The organism is Pseudomonas putida group bacterium ESBL64, from assembly GCF_045277175.1.
Lineage (GTDB): Bacteria > Pseudomonadota > Gammaproteobacteria > Pseudomonadales > Pseudomonadaceae > Aquipseudomonas > Aquipseudomonas alloputida.
Genome location: NZ_CP145799.1, coordinates 5,576,940 through 5,595,011, shown reverse-complemented (window position 1 = coordinate 5,595,011; position 18,072 = coordinate 5,576,940). Strand labels below are relative to the sequence as shown.

The window sequence follows — 18,072 nt, the reverse complement described above, 5'->3', positions numbered from 1 at the left end:
GTAGGGCTGCCGGTGGTTGCGCACTGCATGTGCGGGCCTCTTCGCGGGCGCGGTCAGCCCGCCAAGAGGCCTGACCTGCTTGCATCAGACCAGCCGGGAGAGCATGTCCTCGGCTTCCTGACGCTGGCTGTCGTCGCCATCCTTGACCACTTCGTCGAGGATGTCACGCGCGCCCTGGCTGTCACCCATGTCGATATAGGCACGGGCCAGGTCGAGCTTGGTGGCGACTTCGTCACTGCCGGAGAAGAAGTCGAAGTCCAGGTCGTCCAAAGGCTCGGGCTCTGGCTGCGCCACCGCGTCTTCGCTGGTGAAGTGCGGCTCCAGCGATGGCGTTTCGAGGCTCTGCGACAGCTTGTCCAACTCGGCGTTGACGTCATTGAGCTCCGAGGCAAAGCTCTTGGCGGCCGGCGAATCGTCTTCCAGCGACAGGGACAAGTCGAAGTCCGATGGCAGGTCGAACTCGGAGACCGGGTCAAACTCCGGCTCGCTGTCGAAGGCAGCCAGTTCGGACGCGACATCCAGCGGATCTTGCTCCAGCGCCTCCGGGGCAGCCGGGGCAACCGGCTCACTGACGTCGAGGTCGAAATCAGACAGGTCCACGGCAGGCTGAGGCTCGGCCTGAGCCAGCATGGCCTCGAAATCAGCGTCGGCTTGCAGCTCGGCATCCACGGCAAAGGGCTGTTCTTCTGGCTGAGCTTCTTCCTGTACGGGCTCATCCAGCACAGGCTCAGCGATTACCAGCTCGTCGGGTACGCCCCCCTGTGCGATCGGCTCGTCCAGCACGGACGCGGCCAGCGGGTCTTGATCGGCCAGGTCTTCACCCAGGCTCAGGTCGAAGGCGCTGTCCAGATCCTGCTCGGCCAGGTCCGTTGCATCGAGCGTTGGCACTTCATCGAAGGCGTCCAGCTCAGCGTCAGGCTCTGCTTGCGCGACAGCCTCTGGCTCAGCCTCCACGTGCGGCTCGAACCCAGACAACTCGTCAGGCACCACATCGGCAACCACCGGCGCTTCGGGCTCATCGTGCAGCAGCTCTTGCACGTACTGCTCATCCATTTCGGCAGCCAGCGCCGCCGCACCCAGGCCGGCAGCAGCCAGGCCGAGCATGGCGGGGTAACGCTCTTTCAGGCTGGCGACTTCAGCAACGTTCTGCTCGCTGGCCGGCAACTGACGCTCCTGTTCAGCGAACGCGCTCTGGTCACCCTGACGGGCGTACACGTCCATCAGCTTCAGGCGCAGGTCGTCACGCTCCGGCGCGGCGGCCACGGCGGGCTCCAACAGCTCGGCAGCACGATTAAGGCGGCCTTCGGCCAGGCATTGGTCAACTTGCGCCAGCAGCGCGGCGTGCGGGTCTGCTTGCGGCTCAGGCTCGGGTTCTGCCTCGGCGACCGGTTCTGCCACTTTTTCCGCAGCGACGGCAGCTGCAGCCGAAGCGGCAACCACCGCCGGCGACAGGGTTACGCCAGGCTCCCGGGCTTCGACGCCGTCGAAGCTCTCGGTATCGCTGTCGAAACCTGCGCCCTGCTCTTCTTCCAGCGCCCGCGCCATGCGCAGGTGCTTCTCGGCTTCTTGCTGGGCTTTGCGCTTGCGCGCCAGCAGCCACAGCAGCAGTGCCAGCACCAGAATGCTGGAACCGGCAATCACCCCCAAAAGCCACGGGTTGCCCAGGACCGAATCGAGCGTACCCTTCGGCTGGCTGGCGGATGCTGGCTGGGCGTCCGGCACAGGCTTGGGTGCGGTATCGGCAGCAGCAGGTGCCGGATTGACCACGGGCTGCTCCGGGATAGCGGCAGCCGACGCGGCTGCGCCCTGGCCTTCCAGGCGTGCCAACTGGTTGTTCTTCAGCTCGATCAGGCGCTGCAGCTTGTCCAGCTGGCTCTGCAGGTCGGCCATGCGGCTTTTCAGTTCTTCGTTGTCGCGACGGCTGGTGTCCAGGCTTTCCTGGGCCATGGCCAGCTCGTCATTCAACGCCTTGGCCTGGCCTGCACCGGCCTGCTTGCCCGGGCTGACCAGGCGCAGGTTGTCGCCCTGGGCGATACGCGACGGCGCAGCTTCGGCGGCGCCACGGCGGGTGGCATCCAGCTGGCGGGCACGCGGCCCCAGGCGACGGCCTTCACGCCAGGCCGCATACTGCTCGGCCACCTCGCGGTTCGCTTCGCCCTGGGCGATGCTCTGGATCTGCTGCTGGTCGGGCAGGCGCAGTACCTGGCCAACCTTCAGCTGGTTGATGTTGTTGCCGATGAAGGCGTCCGGGTTCAATGCCTGGATCGCGATCATGGTCTGCTGGATCGACCCTCCCTGGGCGTTACGCGCGGCAATCTGCCACAAGGTGTCGCGACGCTGGGTGGTGTAGTTGCTGGCACCGGTCATGGCCGGTGTGACATTGCCTGCCGCCGGCTTGTCGCCCTGCGCCTTGGCCTGGTCGAGCAGCACACTATAGTCACGCAGCAGACGGCCCTGCGGCCACATCACCTGCACCAGGAACTTGACCACCGGACCTGGCAGCGGCTGACTGGACGTCACGCGCAGCACACTTTTGCCGTTGGGGTTGATTACCGGTGTGAAGGTCAGGTCTTCGAGGTAGGTCGGAAACGCCACCCCGGCCTTGCTGAACTCTTCCGGTGGCGCCAGGCTCGGCGCCACCTCGGCGGCTTTGAGGTCGCGCACGTCGAGCAATTCGATCTCGGCGTCCAGCGGCTGATTCTGTGCCGACTTCAGGGTCAGCTCCCCCAGGCCCAGCGCATTCGCCATGCCAGACGACAGCGCGGATGCTGCAGCCATGGCCAGAACCAGTTTGCGAATTCGAAGCATGACCTCTTCCCTTGTATGAATCGTCCCGAAACCTGCATTCGGAGCAGGACAAAAGTGCTCGCCAGTATCTTTTACGGCATGTGTTTAATCAACAATTGCGCCACTTGCACGGCATTGAGCGCGGCGCCTTTGCGCACGTTGTCAGTGGTTAGCCAGAGGTTGAGTTGCTGATCTTCATCAACACCGTGACGTACACGTCCAACATAGACCACGTCTTGGCCCACTGCGTCACCTACCGGGGTCGGATAATCATCGTTTTCCACCCGCTCGATGCTGTCGGCTGCCTCCAGGGCCTGGTTGACCGCTGCCAGGTCTACCGGGCGACGGCTTTGCACGGCCACACTGAAGCTATCGCCGAAAAACACCGGGACTTGAACACAGCTCACGGAAATCTTCAGGTCAGGCAGGCCCAGCAGCACGCGCAGTTCGCTGACCAGGCGGCGCTCCAGCGCGGTATGGCCCTGCTCGTCGGCAGCACCGACCTGGGCCAGCAGGTTGAATGCCACCTGGCGGTCGAAGAAGCGCGGCTCCAGCGGGCGGGCATTGAGCAGTTCGGCGGTTTGCCGGGCCAGCTCGCTGACCGCTTCACGGCCTTGCGCAGACACCGCCAACGCGGCCATCACTTGCACCCGCTCGATGTCCAGCAGGCCTTTGAGCGGCGCCAGCGCGACGGCCAGGGCTACTGCGGCCGAGCATGGGCTGACAATGCGCGCTGGCAACGACAGGCTGGCCAGGCGTTCGGCGTTGGCTTCCGGCACCAGGGCCAAGGCGTCGTCCAGGCCGCCGGACAGGTCGATGACTGTGCAGCCCGCCTGCAGCGCCTTGCTGGCAAAGCTGCGGCTGACGGCGGCGCCGGTGGCGAAGAAGGCCAGCTTGACCTGGGCGAAGTCGAAGCTGTCGACTTCGCGCACCTTCAGTTTCTTGCCAGCGAACATCACGCTGCTGCCCGCCGATTCCATGCTGGCCAGCAGGTGCAGGGTGGCAACCGGGAATGCCAGTTCCTCGAGGATCTGCACCAAGGCTTCACCGACGCTGCCGGTGGCGCCGACGACGGCGATATCCAAAGGGTGTGTCATGGAAGGGATCCTTTTGCTGTAAACGGCGGGGGCGGCACTTTACTCGGATTGTAGGGTTTTGTCTGTGCCCACCCGGCGCTGCTGTTGCTGTTGCTCGATTGCGTCTTGCTTCTTGGATGTGCGCACTCACACCGAGTAGGTATTCATTCGCGCAGGTGGCGCATCGTCACCTTTCCGCCCTTCCGGCGGGTTACTTTGGTCGTGGCCAAAGTAACCAAAGCCGTCGGCTCCCATCATCCGGCCCCTACGCTACGCTCCGGGGTTCCCTCGCTCCGGGCTTGCTCCCGGGAGGACCGCGCTGCAGGCCCCATCCTGGGGCCCAGCGCTTGACGGGCATCCATGCCCGTCACCTCCCTTCGCAAGCCCTGCGCTCGGCCTCCTGAAGTCGCAATCTGCGTCGCCTGAACTACCGCGCACTTAGAAGCAACGGCAACGGCAACGGCAACGGCAACGGCAAGAGCAAGGGCAAGGGCAAGGGCAAGGGCAAGGGCAAGGGCACTGTCAGAGCAGACATTTCGCCATTAAACAGCGGCATGACTTATCCGGCGATTAGGCCCGCGAGCCAAATGCATACTTTCAGGCATAAAAAAATACCGCACTGTCACCAGTGCGGTATTTTTCAGGTAAAGCCTGAACGATCAACGCTCCAGCAGAATCCGCAACATGCGGCGCAGCGGTTCGGCGGCGCCCCACAGCAGCTGGTCACCTACAGTGAACGCGCCCAGGTACTGCGAACCCATGTTCAGCTTGCGCAGGCGACCAACCGGGATGTTCAGGGTGCCGGTGACCTTGGTCGGGGTCAGCTCCTGCATGCTGATTTCACGCTGGTTCGGCACCAGCTTCACCCAAGGGTTGTGCTGGCTGATCATGCCTTCGATGTCGGCGATCGGCACGTCCTTGTTCAGCTTGATGGTCAGCGCCTGGCTGTGGCAGCGCATGGCGCCAATGCGCACGCAGATGCCGTCGACCGGGATCGGGCTCTTGAAGCGACCGAGGATCTTGTTGGTTTCGGCCTGGGCCTTCCACTCTTCGCGGCTCTGACCGTTCGGCAGTTCCTTGTCGATCCACGGGATCAGGCTGCCCGCCAGCGGCACGCCGAAGTTCTCGGTCGGGAACGCTTCGCTGCGCATGGTCTCGGCAACCTTGCGGTCGATATCGAGAATGGCGCTGGCCGGGTTGGCCAGGTCATCGGCCACTGCCGCGTGGGTAGCACCCATCTGCTTGATCAGCTCGCGCATGTTCTGCGCACCGGCACCCGAAGCCGCCTGGTAGGTCATGGCGCTCATCCACTCGACCAGACCGGCCTCGAACAGGCCACCCAGGCCCATCAGCATCAGGCTGACGGTGCAGTTGCCACCGATGTAGTTCTTGGTACCGGCGTCCAGCTGCTGGTCGATGACCTTGCGGTTGACTGGGTCAAGGATGATCACCGCGTCATCCTGCATGCGCAGGGACGAAGCGGCGTCGATCCAGTAACCCTGCCAGCCGGCTTCACGCAGCTTGGGGAAGACCTCGTTGGTGTAGTCGCCGCCCTGGCAGGTCAGGATCACGTCGAGGGTCTTGAGTTCTTCAATCGAATAAGCGTCCTTGAGGGGCGCTGTATCCTTGCCCACGTTCGGACCCTGGCCACCAACATTGGAGGTAGTGAAGAACACCGGCTCGATAAGGTCGAAATCCTGCTCCTCCAGCATCCGCTGCATGAGCACGGAACCGACCATACCGCGCCAACCGATCAGACCTACACGTTTCATCGCAACTACACCTTTGCTAAAAGTGGGCCGCCACCGGGAATTTTGGGGGGCGGGCCAGAGAGATTACAGATTCCGCAGCGCTGCGACTACTGCGTCGCCCATTTCCTGCGTACCAACTTTGCGGCAGCCTTCCGAGAAGATGTCGCCGGTACGCAGCCCCTGGTCCAGAACCAGGCTCACGGCCTTCTCGATCGCCTCGGCGGCAGCCGACTGATTGAAGCTGTAACGCAACATCATCGACACCGACAGAATGGTCGCCAGTGGGTTGGCGATACCAAGGCCCGCGATGTCCGGTGCCGAGCCGTGGCAAGGCTCGTACATGCCTTTGTTGTCGGCATCCAGAGACGCCGAAGGCAGCATGCCGATGGAACCGGTCAACATGGAAGCTTCATCCGACAGAATGTCACCGAACATGTTGTCGGTCACCATCACGTCGAACTGTTTGGGTGCACGCACCAGCTGCATGGCAGCGTTGTCGACGTACATGTGGCTCAGCTCCACGTCCGGGTAGTCCTTGGCCACGTCTTCGACCACTTCACGCCACAGCTGGCTGGAGGCCAGAACGTTGGCCTTGTCCACCGAGCACAGCTTCTTGCCGCGCACACGGGCCATGTCGAAACCGACACGGGCAATGCGGCGCACTTCGCTTTCGCTGTACGGCAGGGTGTCGTAGGCCTGGCGTTCGCCACCTTCCAGCTCGCGCTGACCACGCGGGGCACCGAAGTAGATGCCGCCGGTCAGCTCACGGACGATGAGGATGTCCAGGCCCGACACGATTTCCGGCTTCAGCGACGAGGCATCGGCCAGTTGCGGGTAAAGGATGGCTGGGCGCAGGTTGGCGAACAGGCCCAGTTGCGAACGGATCTTCAGCAGGCCGCGCTCTGGGCGAATGTCTCGCTCGATCTTGTCCCACTTCGGCCCGCCCACAGCCCCCAGCAGCACCGCATCGGCCTTGCGCGCACGCTCCAGGGTTTCGTCGGCCAGCGGCACACCGTGCTTGTCGATGGCGGCACCGCCAATCACGTCGTGCGCAAGGCTGAAGCCGAGCTGGAACTTGTCGTTGGCCAGCTCCAGTACCTTGACCGCTTCGGCCATGATTTCCGGGCCGATACCGTCACCTGGGAGAATCAGAATCTGCTTGCTCATGCTTTCCTCTATCCATTCACGCGGTGCGGCCAAGCGGGCCCCACCGAAAAGTGCTTAACGCTCGGCCCACAACACCAGCACATCGGTGCTGAACGAGCCGTCGGCCTCGATCTGGTAATACTGCCGTACTTCTTCGCCCATGGCTTGCTGCAACTGGCGGATGGCCACGCGCATCGGCTCGGGGGTGCGCATGCGCTCAACCCAGGTGCTCCACTCCAGGCGCAACGGTTGGCGGGTGTGGCTGCGCACGTGCAGGCCGGCTTCGCTGACCTGGCGTTGCCACTCGGCGGCGGAGTAGTCGCGCACATGGCTGGTGTCGCGCAGCACTTCGACCGTTTGCAGGTAAGTGTCGAGCAGCGGGCTGCCCGGCGACATCACGTCGATGAACGCCGCCACACCACCGGGCTTGAGCACCCGGCGCACCTCGCGCAGGGCCAGGCCCAGGTCGCTCCAGTGGTGGGCCGAATAACGGCTGAAGACGAACTCGAACGACGCATCGGCGAACGGCAGGCGTTCGGCAGCGCCGCGCTCGGTCGTGATATTGGCCAGGCCACGTTCGGCGGCGGCGCTGGCGACCACGTCGAGCATGGACTGCGAGAGGTCGTAGGCGACCACTTCGGCAACCAGCGGGGCGACGTGGAAGCTGACATGACCGGCACCGCAGCCCAGGTCCAGCACACGGGCATGGGCCTGCCCTGCCAGCTCAGCCTGCAGCAGGGCGAATTCACTGCCTTGGGCGTGCACGGCGCTGCTGAGGTAGGCGCTGGCCTGCTCGCCGAACTGGCGTTGGACCACATCGATGTGCTGGGTGCTGGTCATGTCTCGTTCCTTTAGATTTTTGTTGCCTGTGCCGGCCTCTTCGCGGGTAAACCCGCGCCTACAACGACCGCGTAACCCTCTGCCCGCGAAGAGGCCCGTCCAGTCACCTACGAACTTCAGGCATCACGGAACAGCCAAGGCTGGCTGGCGCGGTGCTTGGCCTCGAAGGCCTTGATCGCGTCGCTGTCCTGCAGGGTCAGGCCGATATCGTCCAGACCGTTGAGCAGGCAGTGCTTGCGGAACGCATCGATTTCGAAGTGCAGCACCTTGCCATCCGGGCGGGTCACCGCCTGCGCCTGCAGGTCGATGGTCAGCTGGTAGCCCGGGTTGGCTTCGACCTGCTTGAACAGCTCGTCGACTTCCTCATCGCTGAGAATGATCGGCAGCAAGCCGTTCTTGAAGCTGTTGTTGAAGAAAATGTCGGCAAAGCTTGGCGCAATGATGCTGCGGAAGCCGTACTCGTCCAGCGCCCAAGGGGCATGTTCACGGCTGGAGCCGCAACCAAAGTTCTCCCGCGCCAGCAACACGCTGGCGCCCTGGTAGCGCGCGTGGTTGAGCACGAACTCCTCGTTGACCGGGCGCTTGCTGTTGTCCTGGTAGGGCTGCCCCACGTCCAGGTAACGCCACTCGTCGAACAGGTTCGGGCCAAAGCCGGTGCGCTTGATCGATTTCAAGAACTGCTTTGGGATGATCTGGTCGGTGTCGACGTTGGCACGGTCCAACGGTGCGACGAGGCCAGTGTGCTGGGTAAAGGCTTTCATGCTGCGCTCCCTTGGATCAACTCGCGGACATCGATGAAGTGGCCGGCTACCGCGGCAGCGGCGGCCATGGCCGGACTGACCAGGTGGGTACGGCCACCGGCGCCCTGACGGCCTTCGAAGTTGCGGTTGGAGGTGGACGCGCAATGCTCGCCGCTTTCCAGGCGGTCCGGGTTCATCGCCAGGCACATCGAGCAGCCTGGTTCACGCCATTCGAAACCGGCTTCGAGGAAGATCTTGTCCAGGCCTTCACGCTCGGCCTGGGCCTTGACCAGGCCCGAACCTGGCACGACGATGGCTTGCTTGACGCTGGCGGCCACCTTGCGACCCTTGGCGATTTCCGCCGCAGCGCGCAGGTCCTCGATTCGCGAGTTGGTGCACGAGCCGATGAACACACGGTCCAACTTGATGTCGGTGATCGCCTGGTTGGCGGTCAGCCCCATGTACTTCAAGGCACGCTCGATCGAACCACGCTTGACCAGGTCGGCTTCGGCCGCCGGATCCGGTACGCGCTGGTCGACGGCCAGAACCATCTCGGGCGAAGTGCCCCAGCTGACCTGTGGCTTGATCTGGCTGGCATCCAGCTCGACCACGGTGTCGAATACGGCATCGTCGTCCGACACCAGGTCTTTCCACGATTCAACCGCTTGCTTCCACTGCTCGCCCTTCGGCGCGTACGGGCGCCCTTCGACGTAGGCAACGGTAGTGGCATCGGTCGCCACCAAGCCCACACGGGCACCGGCTTCGATGGACATGTTGCAGATGGTCATGCGGCCTTCCATCGACAATTCGCGAATGGCACTGCCAGCGAATTCCATGGCGTGACCGTTGCCACCGGCAGTGCCGATCTTGCCGATCACGGCCAGGACGATGTCCTTGGCGGTGACGCCGGCCGGCAATTGGCCTTCCACGCGCACCAGCATGTTCTTCATCTTCTTGGCGACCAGGCACTGGGTGGCGAGCACGTGCTCGACCTCGGAGGTGCCGATGCCGTGGGCCAGGGCACCGAAAGCGCCGTGGGTGGAGGTGTGCGAGTCACCGCAGACCACGGTCATGCCCGGCAAGGTGGCGCCCTGCTCCGGGCTGATGACGTGGACGATGCCCTGGCGCTCGTCATTCATCTTGAATTCGACGATGCCGTATTCGTCACAGTTCTCGTCGAGGGTCTGTACTTGCAGGCGCGAAACCTGGTCGACGATCGCCTCGATACCGCCCTTGCGCTCTGGCGTGGTCGGTACGTTGTGGTCCGGCGTGGCGATGTTGGCGTCGATACGCCACGGTTTGCGATTGGCCAGGCGCAGGCCTTCGAAGGCCTGGGGCGACGTCACTTCGTGGATGATGTGGCGGTCGATGTAGATCAAGGACGAGCCGTCATCACGGCGCTTGACCTCATGGGCTTCCCAGAGTTTGTCGTAGAGCGTTTTGCCAGCCATCAGACTGTTCCTCATCAGCGTCTTTCTATGCCAAAGACCCCTTGGCTTGTACGGACGATGCTAGGGGGTTAGATTGAATAACTCAAATTCATAATTTTTATGCTTTGGATAACCCAAAGGAATACCACACCATGGACCTGGCCAACCTCAGTGCCTTCATCGCTATTGCCGAAACCGGCAGCTTTTCCGGCGCAGCCGAACGCCTGTTCCTGACCCAGCCGGCCATCAGCAAACGCATCGCCGGCCTGGAGCAGCAACTGGACGTGCGCCTGTTCGACCGCCTGGGCCGCGAAGTAACCCTGACTGAAGCCGGGCGCGCACTGCTGCCGCGGGCCTACCAGATCCTCAACGTCCTTGATGATACCCGACGGGCGCTGACCAATCTGACCGGGGCCGTGAGCGGTCGCCTGACCCTGGCCACCAGCCACCACATCGGCCTGCACCGCCTGCCCCCGCTACTACGGGTTTTCACCCGCCAGTACCCGGCAGTGGCACTGGATATTCAGTTCATGGATTCGGAACAGGCCTACGACGAGATTCTGCATGGCCGCGCCGAAATCGCCGTGATCACCCTGGCGCCCGAGCCACACCACTTGGTCAAGGCCGTGCCGGTGTGGGATGACGCCCTGGACTTTGTCGCCGCCCCCGAGCACCCGTTGGCCAACAACCAGGCGGTAAGCCTGGCTGACGTCGCCCGCCACCCGGCGGTATTTCCCGGCGGCAATACCTTTACCCACCATATTGTCCAGCGCCTGTTCGAAAGCCAGGGCCTGACGCCGAACATCGCCATGAGCACCAACTACCTGGAAACCATCAAGATGATGGTATCGATCGGCCTGGCCTGGAGCGTGCTGCCACGCACCATGCTCGACGAACAGGTTTCACCCATCGCTTTGCCCGGCATACAGCTGTCGCGCCAGCTAGGCTACATTCTGCACACGGAGCGTACGCTATCGAATGCGGCCAGGGCATTCATGGCCCTGCTCGACAGCCACTCAGGGCCCACCTGACTGGCTGTCAGCCAGCTATTCCGATTCCAAGGACACGTCATACGCCAAAGGTCTGGTACCGATGCCCAAATCAGCAAACCGCTTTTTGCGCCTGCCGCGAATACCTGCCGCTGATCCCCAGGAGTCCGAGCAGGCCTGGCAGAACGCCCCGCAACTGCTGGCAGCGCTCAACGGTGCGCGCCTGGGTGCCTGGCTATGGGATATCGAAAGCGGCAGGGTCAGTTGGTCGCGGGGCACCCAGGCCCTGTTCGGTTTCGATCCACAACGGCCACTGCCCGCCGATATCGATTACCTCGACCTGCTGCCCGAGGAGGACCGCGCCCGCACGCGTCAGGTGTTCCAGGCGGTGGTCAATGGCGAGCCGGTGGAGCAAGCCATGCGCCACCGTATCCGCTGGCCGGACGGCAGCCTGCACTGGCTGGAGATCAACGGCAGCCTGACCCACGACCCGCACGGCCGGCCGCAGATGATCGGCGTGATCCGCGAGATCACCCGCCAGCGCGAACGGGAAACAGCACTGATCAATTCGGAAAAGCGCTTCGCCACGCTGTTCCACCTGAGCCCCAACGCCATTTTGCTGACCCGTCGCCACGATGGCATGATCTTCGAGGTCAACCAGCACTTCGAAAACATGTTCGGCTGGCCCGGCAGCCAGGTGATCGGCAAGACCAGCCTGGAACTGGGCCTGTGGGTCAACCCCGAACAGCGCCACCAGATCATGGAGTCGACCCGCGCCAACGGCGGCCCGTTGATCATGGAGGTGCAATTTCGCGCGACCAGCGGCAAGGTGCATGACGGCATCCTGTGCACCCAGGGCATCGAGCTGGAAGGCGTGACCTTCCTGATCAGTACATTCGTCGACACCACCGAACGCAAGCGTGCCGAGCAGGCCCTGAAGGACAGCCAGGAGCGGCTGGACCTGGCCCTGGACTCGGCGCAACTGGGCACCTGGGACTGGCACATCCCAAGCGGCATGCTCTACGGCTCAGCCCGCGCGGCGCAGCTGCATGGCTTGCCGCCCATCCCTTTTCATGAATCGTTCGATGCGTTCTTCGAAGGTGTGCCGGAGCAAGAGCGCAACTCGATGCGACAGGCCTACCGCAGCCTGCGCGAAGGGCCTGCCGGCAACTATCAGATCACCTACCGGGTGCAGTTGGAAAACGGCACTTCACGCTACATCGAAAGCCGCGCGCGGCTGTACCGCGACGACCAGGGCATCCCCCTGCGCATGGCGGGCACCTTGCTCGACATCACCGATCAGGTGGAGCGCGAACAGCGCCTGAGCGCCTCGGAAGAGAAGTTTGCCAGCCTGTTCCAGGTCAGCCCCGACCCGATCTGCGTCACCCGCCAGGACACTGGCCAGTTCATCGAGATCAATCCGGCGTTCACCCAGACCTTCGGCTGGAGCAGCGAGCAGGTGCTTGGGCGTACCGCAGAGCAAATCGGCCTGTGGGCCGAGTCCGTCGAGCGCGCGAAACGTATCGAGCAGGTGATCCGCGAACAGGCCTTGAGCAACGTCGCCGTGGTACTCAACCACCGCAATGGCGCCCCGATGACCTGTGTGATTTCCAGCCGCCTGATCACCGTCGACGACCAGCCCTGCAGCGTGACCACCCTGCGCGACATCACCCAGCAACAACGCGCCGAAGCAGCGCTTAAGTCCAGCGAAGAGAAGTTCGCCAAGGCCTTCCACTCCAGCCCCGATGCCATCACCATCACCGAACGCCACAGCGGCCGCTACCTGGAAATCAACGACGGCTTCTGCCGCCTGACCGGCTACAGTACTGCCGAAGTGATCGGCCACACGGTGTATGAGATCGGCATCTGGGCCGACGACAAGCAGCGCAGCGCGCTGCTGGCCGAATTGCACGAGCGCGGCCGGGTACACCACCGCGAGATGCTCGGGCGCAACAAGCGTGGCGATATCCTCACGGTCGAGGTTTCGGTGGAACCGATCACCCTCAACGAAGTGGATTGCCTGCTGCTGACCGCCCGCGACGTCAGCCAGCTGAAGAACGCCCAGGCGCAGATACGCCACCTGGCCTATCACGACCCGCTGACCAACCTGCCCAACCGCGCCTTGCTGATGGACCGCCTGAGCCAGCAGATCGCCCTGCTCAAGCGCCATAACCTGCGTGGCGCCCTGCTGTTCCTTGACCTCGACCACTTCAAGCACATCAACGACTCGCTGGGCCACCCGGTGGGCGACACCGTGCTGAAGATCATCACTGCCCGCCTTGAGGCCAGCGTGCGCCTGGAGGACACCGTGGCGCGCCTGGGTGGCGACGAATTCGTGGTGCTGCTCAGCGGCCTGGAAGGGAGCCGCGAACACGTGGAAGAGAAAGTGCGCGAGCTGGCCGACACCCTTCGCGAACTGCTGGCCGAGCCAATGTCACTGGATGGCCAGCGCCTGCAGGTAACGCCCAGCATCGGCGTGGCGCTGATCCCCGACCACGGCACCACACCGGCCGACCTGCTTAAACGTGCCGATATCGCCCTGTACCGGGCCAAGGACTCCGGTCGCAACACCACACAGCTGTTCCACACCACCATGCAGAAGGCCGCCAGCGAGCGCCTGCGCATGGAAAACGACCTGCGCCTGGCCCTGGCCCGTGGCGAACTGGCGCTGCACTTCCAGCCGCAGGTGGATGCCCGCGACAACCGCATCGTCGGTGCTGAAGTATTGCTGCGCTGGCACCACCCGCTACTGGGCCAGCAACCGCCCTCGCAGTTCATTCAGGTACTAGAAGAAAGCGGCCTGATCCTTGAAGTTGGCAGCTGGATTCTCGACGAAGCCTGCGACGCCTGCGCCCGCATGCTCACCGACGGGTTGATCGACGCTGATGATTTCAGCCTGTGCGTGAACATAAGCCCGCGACAGTTCCGCCAGAACGACTTTGTCGGGCGGGTGCTGCGCAGCCTGGACGATTACCGCCTGCCGCGGCAGATGCTGACGCTGGAAATCACGGAGGGCATCGTCATCCAGAACCTGGAAGACACCATCAGCAAGATGCGCGAGCTGAAGCGCTACGGGGTAAGTTTTGCCATGGATGACTTCGGCACCGGCTATTCCTCGCTGACTTACCTGAAGCGCCTGCCGGTCGATGCGCTGAAAATCGACCAGAGCTTCGTGCGCGATGCACCGGTCGACCCCAACGACGCAGAAATTGTCCGCGCCATTGTCGCCATGGCGCGCAGTCTGGACCTGGCGGTGATTGCCGAAGGGGTAGAGCTGACCGAACAGCTGGCGTTTCTCGAGCGGCTGGGGTGCCATCTGTACCAGGGTTATCTGCACAGCCGGCCATTACCGTTGCTGGAGTTTCGGCAGATGTTGCTGGAGGCGCCGGCAGATTACTGATCGCATGACGGCCGCGCACCTACCTGGGACCGCGTGAGAAGCACGAAAAAGGGCACCTCTGGAGGTGCCCTTTTTTCAGTGCCGCGCGGTCAGTTCAGCGCTGGTTTTTCGCTATTGATCGGAATGCGCTTGGCCTTGGCTTCTTCAGGCACGATGCGCAGCAGGTCGATGCTGAGCAGGCCATTGGCCAGGCCGGCAGCCTTCACTTCGATGTGATCTGCCAGGCGGAACGACAGCTTGAAGGCGCGTTGTGCGATACCCTGGTGCAGGTAGGTCACTTCAGCGGCGCTATTGTCGCGCTTGCCACCGGTCACGGTCAGGACACCTTTTTCGACCTGCAGGTCGAGGTCCTCTTCCTGGAAACCAGCTGCAGCAACCACGATGCGGTAGTGGTCATCGCCATGCTTTTCCACGTTATAGGGCGGGTAGCTGCTACCGGCCTCGTTACGTGCCGCGGATTCGAACAGGTCGTTGAAACGGTCGAAACCAACGGAATGACGGAACAGTGGAGCAAGAGAGAAAGCAGTAGTCATGGTCATAAACTCCTGAGATTCAGCAAGTAAGTCATTACGCGACCCGGCTTCGGCATCGCGTACTCAAAAGATATGGCCGAGGGAAACGCTTTCAAGGGGCAAACAGAAAAAATTTGATTTTTTTGCACGGGGTTTGATGGCCTCTTCGCGGGTGAACCCGCTCCTACGACGGCCTATGCCCAGCCACCAACATGTGTCCACCACCAATCCGGCGTAGGAGCGGGTTTACCCGCGAATACGGTGGTGGCGGCAACGGTGAAGGAAGGGTGGAAATTGGCCAGCAGGGCCGGCCCTTTCTACACGGCGGCCTGCGCCCAATCACCGACATGTGTCCACCCTCGATCAGACGTAGGAGCGGGTTTACCCGCGAATACGGTAGCGGCGGCATCGGTGAACGGCGGGTGGAAATTGGCCAGCAGGCCCGGCCTCTTCGCGGGTTAACCCGCTCCTACGACGGCCTGTGCCCCGCCACCGACAATGTGTCCACCCTCGATCAGGCGTAGGAGCGGGTTTACCCGCGAATACGGTAGCGGCAGCAACGGTAAACGACGGGTGGAAATTGGCCAGCAGGCCCGGCCCTTTCGCGGGTGAACCCGCTCCTACGACGGCCGATGCCCAGCCACCAACATGTGTCCACCACCAATCCGACGTAGGAGCGGATTTACCCGCGAATACGGTAGCGGCGGCAACGGTGAACGGCCGGTGGAAATTGGCCAGCAGGCCCGGCCTCTTCGCGGGTGAACCCGCTCCTACGACGGCCTGTGCCCCGCCACCAACATGTGTCCACCACCAATCCGGCGTAGGAGCGGGTTTACCCGCGAATACGGTAGCGGCGGCAACGGTGAACGGCCGGTGGAAATTGGCCAGCAGGGCCGGCCCTTTCGCGGGTGAACCCGCGCCTACAGGTGCAGTACCCGCGGAGAGGCCTGCTCAGGCGACGCAAGCCTCCAACGCTTGCGCCTCTACCCCTAGCAACCGGCTGATCCGCGCACAGTCATCTTCCCGGCGCAACTCGGCAAACAAAACCACCGCTTCGGGGTAACTGCGAGTCAGCATCGCCAGCCACTGCTTCATCCGCCCCGGCGCATAACGCGGCGACAATTTGGCCTGGGCCTGGCGCCAGAACTCACGCAACAGTGGCAACAAATCATGCCAGCTCATCGGCTGATAGTCGCGCCCATCCCGCGCCGCTGCAATCTGCAGGCCCAGGTCCGGGCGCGATACCAGCCCACGCCCGAGCATGATGTCTTCAGCGCCACTGACCTCGCGGCAACGCCGCCAGTCATCGACCGTCCATATCTCGCCATTGGCAAATACCGGGACCTTGACCACATCCTGCACCCGCGCCACCCACTCCCAGTGCGCTGGCGGCTTGTAGCCCTCAACCTTGGTCCGTGCGTGCACCACCAGGTGTGCCGAACCGCCCTCGGCCAGCGCCGTGGCGCACTCCAGTGCCCCATCGGGGCTGTCGAAGCCCAGACGCATCTTCGAGGTCACCGGAATGTTCGCCGGCACCGCCCGCCGCACTTCACGCACAATGGCGTGCAGCAACTCCGGCTCTTTGAGCAGTACCGCACCACCACGCGACTTGTTCACCGTCTTTGCCGGGCAACCGAAGTTCAGGTCGATCACCGGCGCCCCAAGCTCGCAAGCCAGTGCGGCGTTTTCCGCCAGGCATACCGGGTCCGAACCCAGCAATTGCACGCGCATGGGCACACCGGCAGCCGTGCGCGCGCCCTGACGCAGTTCAGGCGCCAGCTTGTCGAACGAGGACGCCGGCAGCAGGCGGTCGCACACGCGAATGAACTCGGTGACGCACCAGTCGATACCGCCCACACGGGTCAATACGTCGCGCAGGATGTTGTCGACCAGCCCCTCCATCGGGGCCAGAGCAATTTGCATGTCGGGGTCTCAGCGGAAAAAGCCGGCAGTTTAACAAAAAATGCCGGTGACTCAGGCGCCGATCAGCGCCGGACCGTAACCTTCGACGAATTCCGCCGGCATGCGCCTGGGCTTGCCGCTGGACAGCTCGATGCAGGCAAAGGTGGTTTGCGCACGCAGCAACGTCACACCATCGCGCGGGCGCTTGAGCTGAAACCGCCGCGTCATGCGCAGGCGCTGGTCCCAGTCAATGATCCAGGTGGCCAGCTGCAGCTCATCGTCTTCATAGGCGGCGGCCAGGTAGTCGATTTCGTGGCGCACCACAGCCATCGCCCGGTCAAGGCGCCGGTACTCGGCCAGGTCCAGCCCCAGACGCTGGGAGTGGCGCCAGGCGCAGCGCTCAAGCCAGGTGACGTAGACGGCATTGTTGGCGTGGCCAAGGCCGTCGATGTCCTCGCTGCCGACGCGCAGGTCGATGACGAAGGGTGTTGCCAGGTCCCAGCTCATTTTCGCTTCCTTGGCGCAAAAGGCGATTTAGCAGCGATCTGCGGGGCAATGTCCAGCCCCAGCGAGCCTGAAGCGGTCGTTGTAGGAGCGGGCTTGCCCGCGAATCAGACACCGCGGTGGGTGGCACCGGCGATGCCGATGTTCGCGGCTGAAGCCGCCCCGACACTGACCGCTTCAGCCCGAGCCAGCAATTCGAGCACGGCGTCACTCAGCCGCGGGTCGGCCAGCACTCGCTGGTGACCCCCCCCTTCCAGCAGCATCAGCCGGCTGTCGAACCAGGCCTTGTGGATCACATGTGCCTCATCTGCGGGCACGAGAGCATCATCGGCAGCATGCACCACCAGCCCCGGCAGTTCCAGCTGGTAACCCGTGACATCCAGCCGCGCAATCTGCATGCCCACATCGCGCTCGATCTGGCGAATGAACGCTGCCCGCGCCCGTGCAGGCAGCCCCAGGCGATGGGCAAAACCACGCAACACACCGAGCAACCGCGCCGGCGCTGCAATGCTGACAGCCGCCTCTGTACGCAGCCCCATCTGCAAAGCCAGCAGCACGCTCGCCCCACCCATGGAATGGCCAATGACTGCACGCAAGGGCGGCAACTCAGCCGCAGCCTCAAGCAGCGCCCGGGCAAACAGCACCACATTCGCCTGCTCGCCAGGCGAACGACCATGCCCAGGCCCTTCCAGCGACACCACCGTATGCCCCGCCTGAACCAAAGTCTCGATCAAGGCGGCAAACTGCGTCGGGCGCCCTTCCCAACCGTGCATCAGCAGCACGGTCGGCCCTTGCCCCCAGCGCAAGGCAGACAGCCCGAAGCGCAGTGTAATGCGCTCGGCGCTGGCCAGCACAGGCAGCTCCCAATCCCGCGGCGGCAGGTTGCGCGGGGTCATGAAGGCACGGCGCATCTTGCCCGCGACATGCTCGGGGGCCAGGCGGCCCAAGGTGCCATTGACACCGCGAATCCAGCTCAGGGTGGTCATCGCCATGCT

Annotated in this window: 13 protein-coding genes; 2 read left to right on the top strand and 11 right to left on the bottom strand. The window is 63.5% G+C overall.

Going from position 1 to position 18,072, the window contains the following annotated elements:
- Window positions 1–84 precede the first annotated feature (84 nt).
- The 7 genes from V6093_RS25355 to leuC form a co-directional block, all read right to left on the bottom strand.
- Window positions 85–2,808, bottom strand: coding sequence for a FimV/HubP family polar landmark protein (locus V6093_RS25355; RefSeq protein WP_179052309.1), 2,724 nt, complete (start codon window positions 2,806–2,808; stop codon window positions 85–87).
- 71 nt (window positions 2,809–2,879) lie between these two features.
- Window positions 2,880–3,884, bottom strand: coding sequence for an aspartate-semialdehyde dehydrogenase (locus tag V6093_RS25350; RefSeq protein ID WP_004574881.1), 1,005 nt, complete (start codon window positions 3,882–3,884; stop codon window positions 2,880–2,882).
- A 638-nt stretch (window positions 3,885–4,522) separates the two neighbouring features.
- The gene (asd, locus tag V6093_RS25345) at window positions 4,523–5,635 is read right to left on the bottom strand and encodes an aspartate-semialdehyde dehydrogenase (protein WP_003247195.1); all 1,113 of its coding nucleotides are present in this window, start codon (window positions 5,633–5,635) and stop codon (window positions 4,523–4,525) included.
- Between the two features lie 63 nt (window positions 5,636–5,698).
- A complete protein-coding gene (gene leuB, locus V6093_RS25340) occupies window positions 5,699–6,781 on the bottom strand; it encodes a 3-isopropylmalate dehydrogenase (RefSeq protein WP_003247194.1) in 1,083 nt (360 codons plus the stop codon).
- A 54-nt stretch (window positions 6,782–6,835) separates the two neighbouring features.
- Window positions 6,836–7,600, bottom strand: a complete 765-nt coding sequence (locus tag V6093_RS25335) for a class I SAM-dependent methyltransferase (RefSeq protein WP_003247193.1) — start codon at window positions 7,598–7,600, stop codon at window positions 6,836–6,838.
- Window positions 7,601–7,716: 116 nt separating this feature from the next.
- Entirely contained in the window at window positions 7,717–8,361 is a 645-nt protein-coding gene (gene leuD / locus V6093_RS25330) for a 3-isopropylmalate dehydratase small subunit (protein ID WP_003247192.1), read from the bottom strand.
- Window positions 8,358–9,791 carry a 3-isopropylmalate dehydratase large subunit gene (leuC, locus tag V6093_RS25325; RefSeq protein ID WP_003247191.1) on the bottom strand — a complete coding sequence of 478 codons (1,434 nt, stop codon included), beginning with the start codon at window positions 9,789–9,791 and terminating at the stop codon, window positions 8,358–8,360. The genes leuD and leuC overlap by 4 nt, the downstream gene beginning before the upstream one ends.
- A 131-nt stretch (window positions 9,792–9,922) precedes the next feature.
- Between leuC and V6093_RS25320 the strand changes: the two genes are divergently transcribed.
- Both V6093_RS25320 and V6093_RS25315 read left to right on the top strand, forming a co-directional pair.
- Window positions 9,923–10,801, top strand: a complete 879-nt coding sequence (locus V6093_RS25320) for a LysR family transcriptional regulator (protein ID WP_003247190.1) — start codon at window positions 9,923–9,925, stop codon at window positions 10,799–10,801.
- A 61-nt stretch (window positions 10,802–10,862) separates the two neighbouring features.
- A complete protein-coding gene (locus V6093_RS25315) occupies window positions 10,863–14,159 on the top strand; it encodes a bifunctional diguanylate cyclase/phosphodiesterase (protein ID WP_108078526.1) in 3,297 nt (1,098 codons plus the stop codon).
- 89 nt (window positions 14,160–14,248) lie between these two features.
- On the opposite strand, the gene V6093_RS25310 is transcribed toward V6093_RS25315, so the two are convergent.
- From V6093_RS25310 to V6093_RS25295, 4 genes are all read right to left on the bottom strand, one after another.
- Window positions 14,249–14,692 carry an Hsp20 family protein gene (locus tag V6093_RS25310; protein WP_003247188.1) on the bottom strand — a complete coding sequence of 148 codons (444 nt, stop codon included), beginning with the start codon at window positions 14,690–14,692 and terminating at the stop codon, window positions 14,249–14,251.
- 930 nt (window positions 14,693–15,622) lie between these two features.
- Window positions 15,623–16,594: a tRNA-dihydrouridine synthase gene (locus V6093_RS25305; protein ID WP_014754050.1), complete on the bottom strand. Its 972-nt coding sequence runs from the start codon at window positions 16,592–16,594 to the stop codon at window positions 15,623–15,625.
- A gap of 51 nt (window positions 16,595–16,645) precedes the next feature.
- Complete coding sequence (locus V6093_RS25300; protein WP_003247186.1) at window positions 16,646–17,080, bottom strand: thioesterase family protein; 435 nt, start codon at window positions 17,078–17,080, stop codon at window positions 16,646–16,648.
- A 104-nt stretch (window positions 17,081–17,184) separates the two neighbouring features.
- Window positions 17,185–18,063, bottom strand: coding sequence for an alpha/beta fold hydrolase (locus tag V6093_RS25295; RefSeq protein WP_004577677.1), 879 nt, complete (start codon window positions 18,061–18,063; stop codon window positions 17,185–17,187).
- Between the last annotated feature and the right edge of the window lie 9 nt (window positions 18,064–18,072).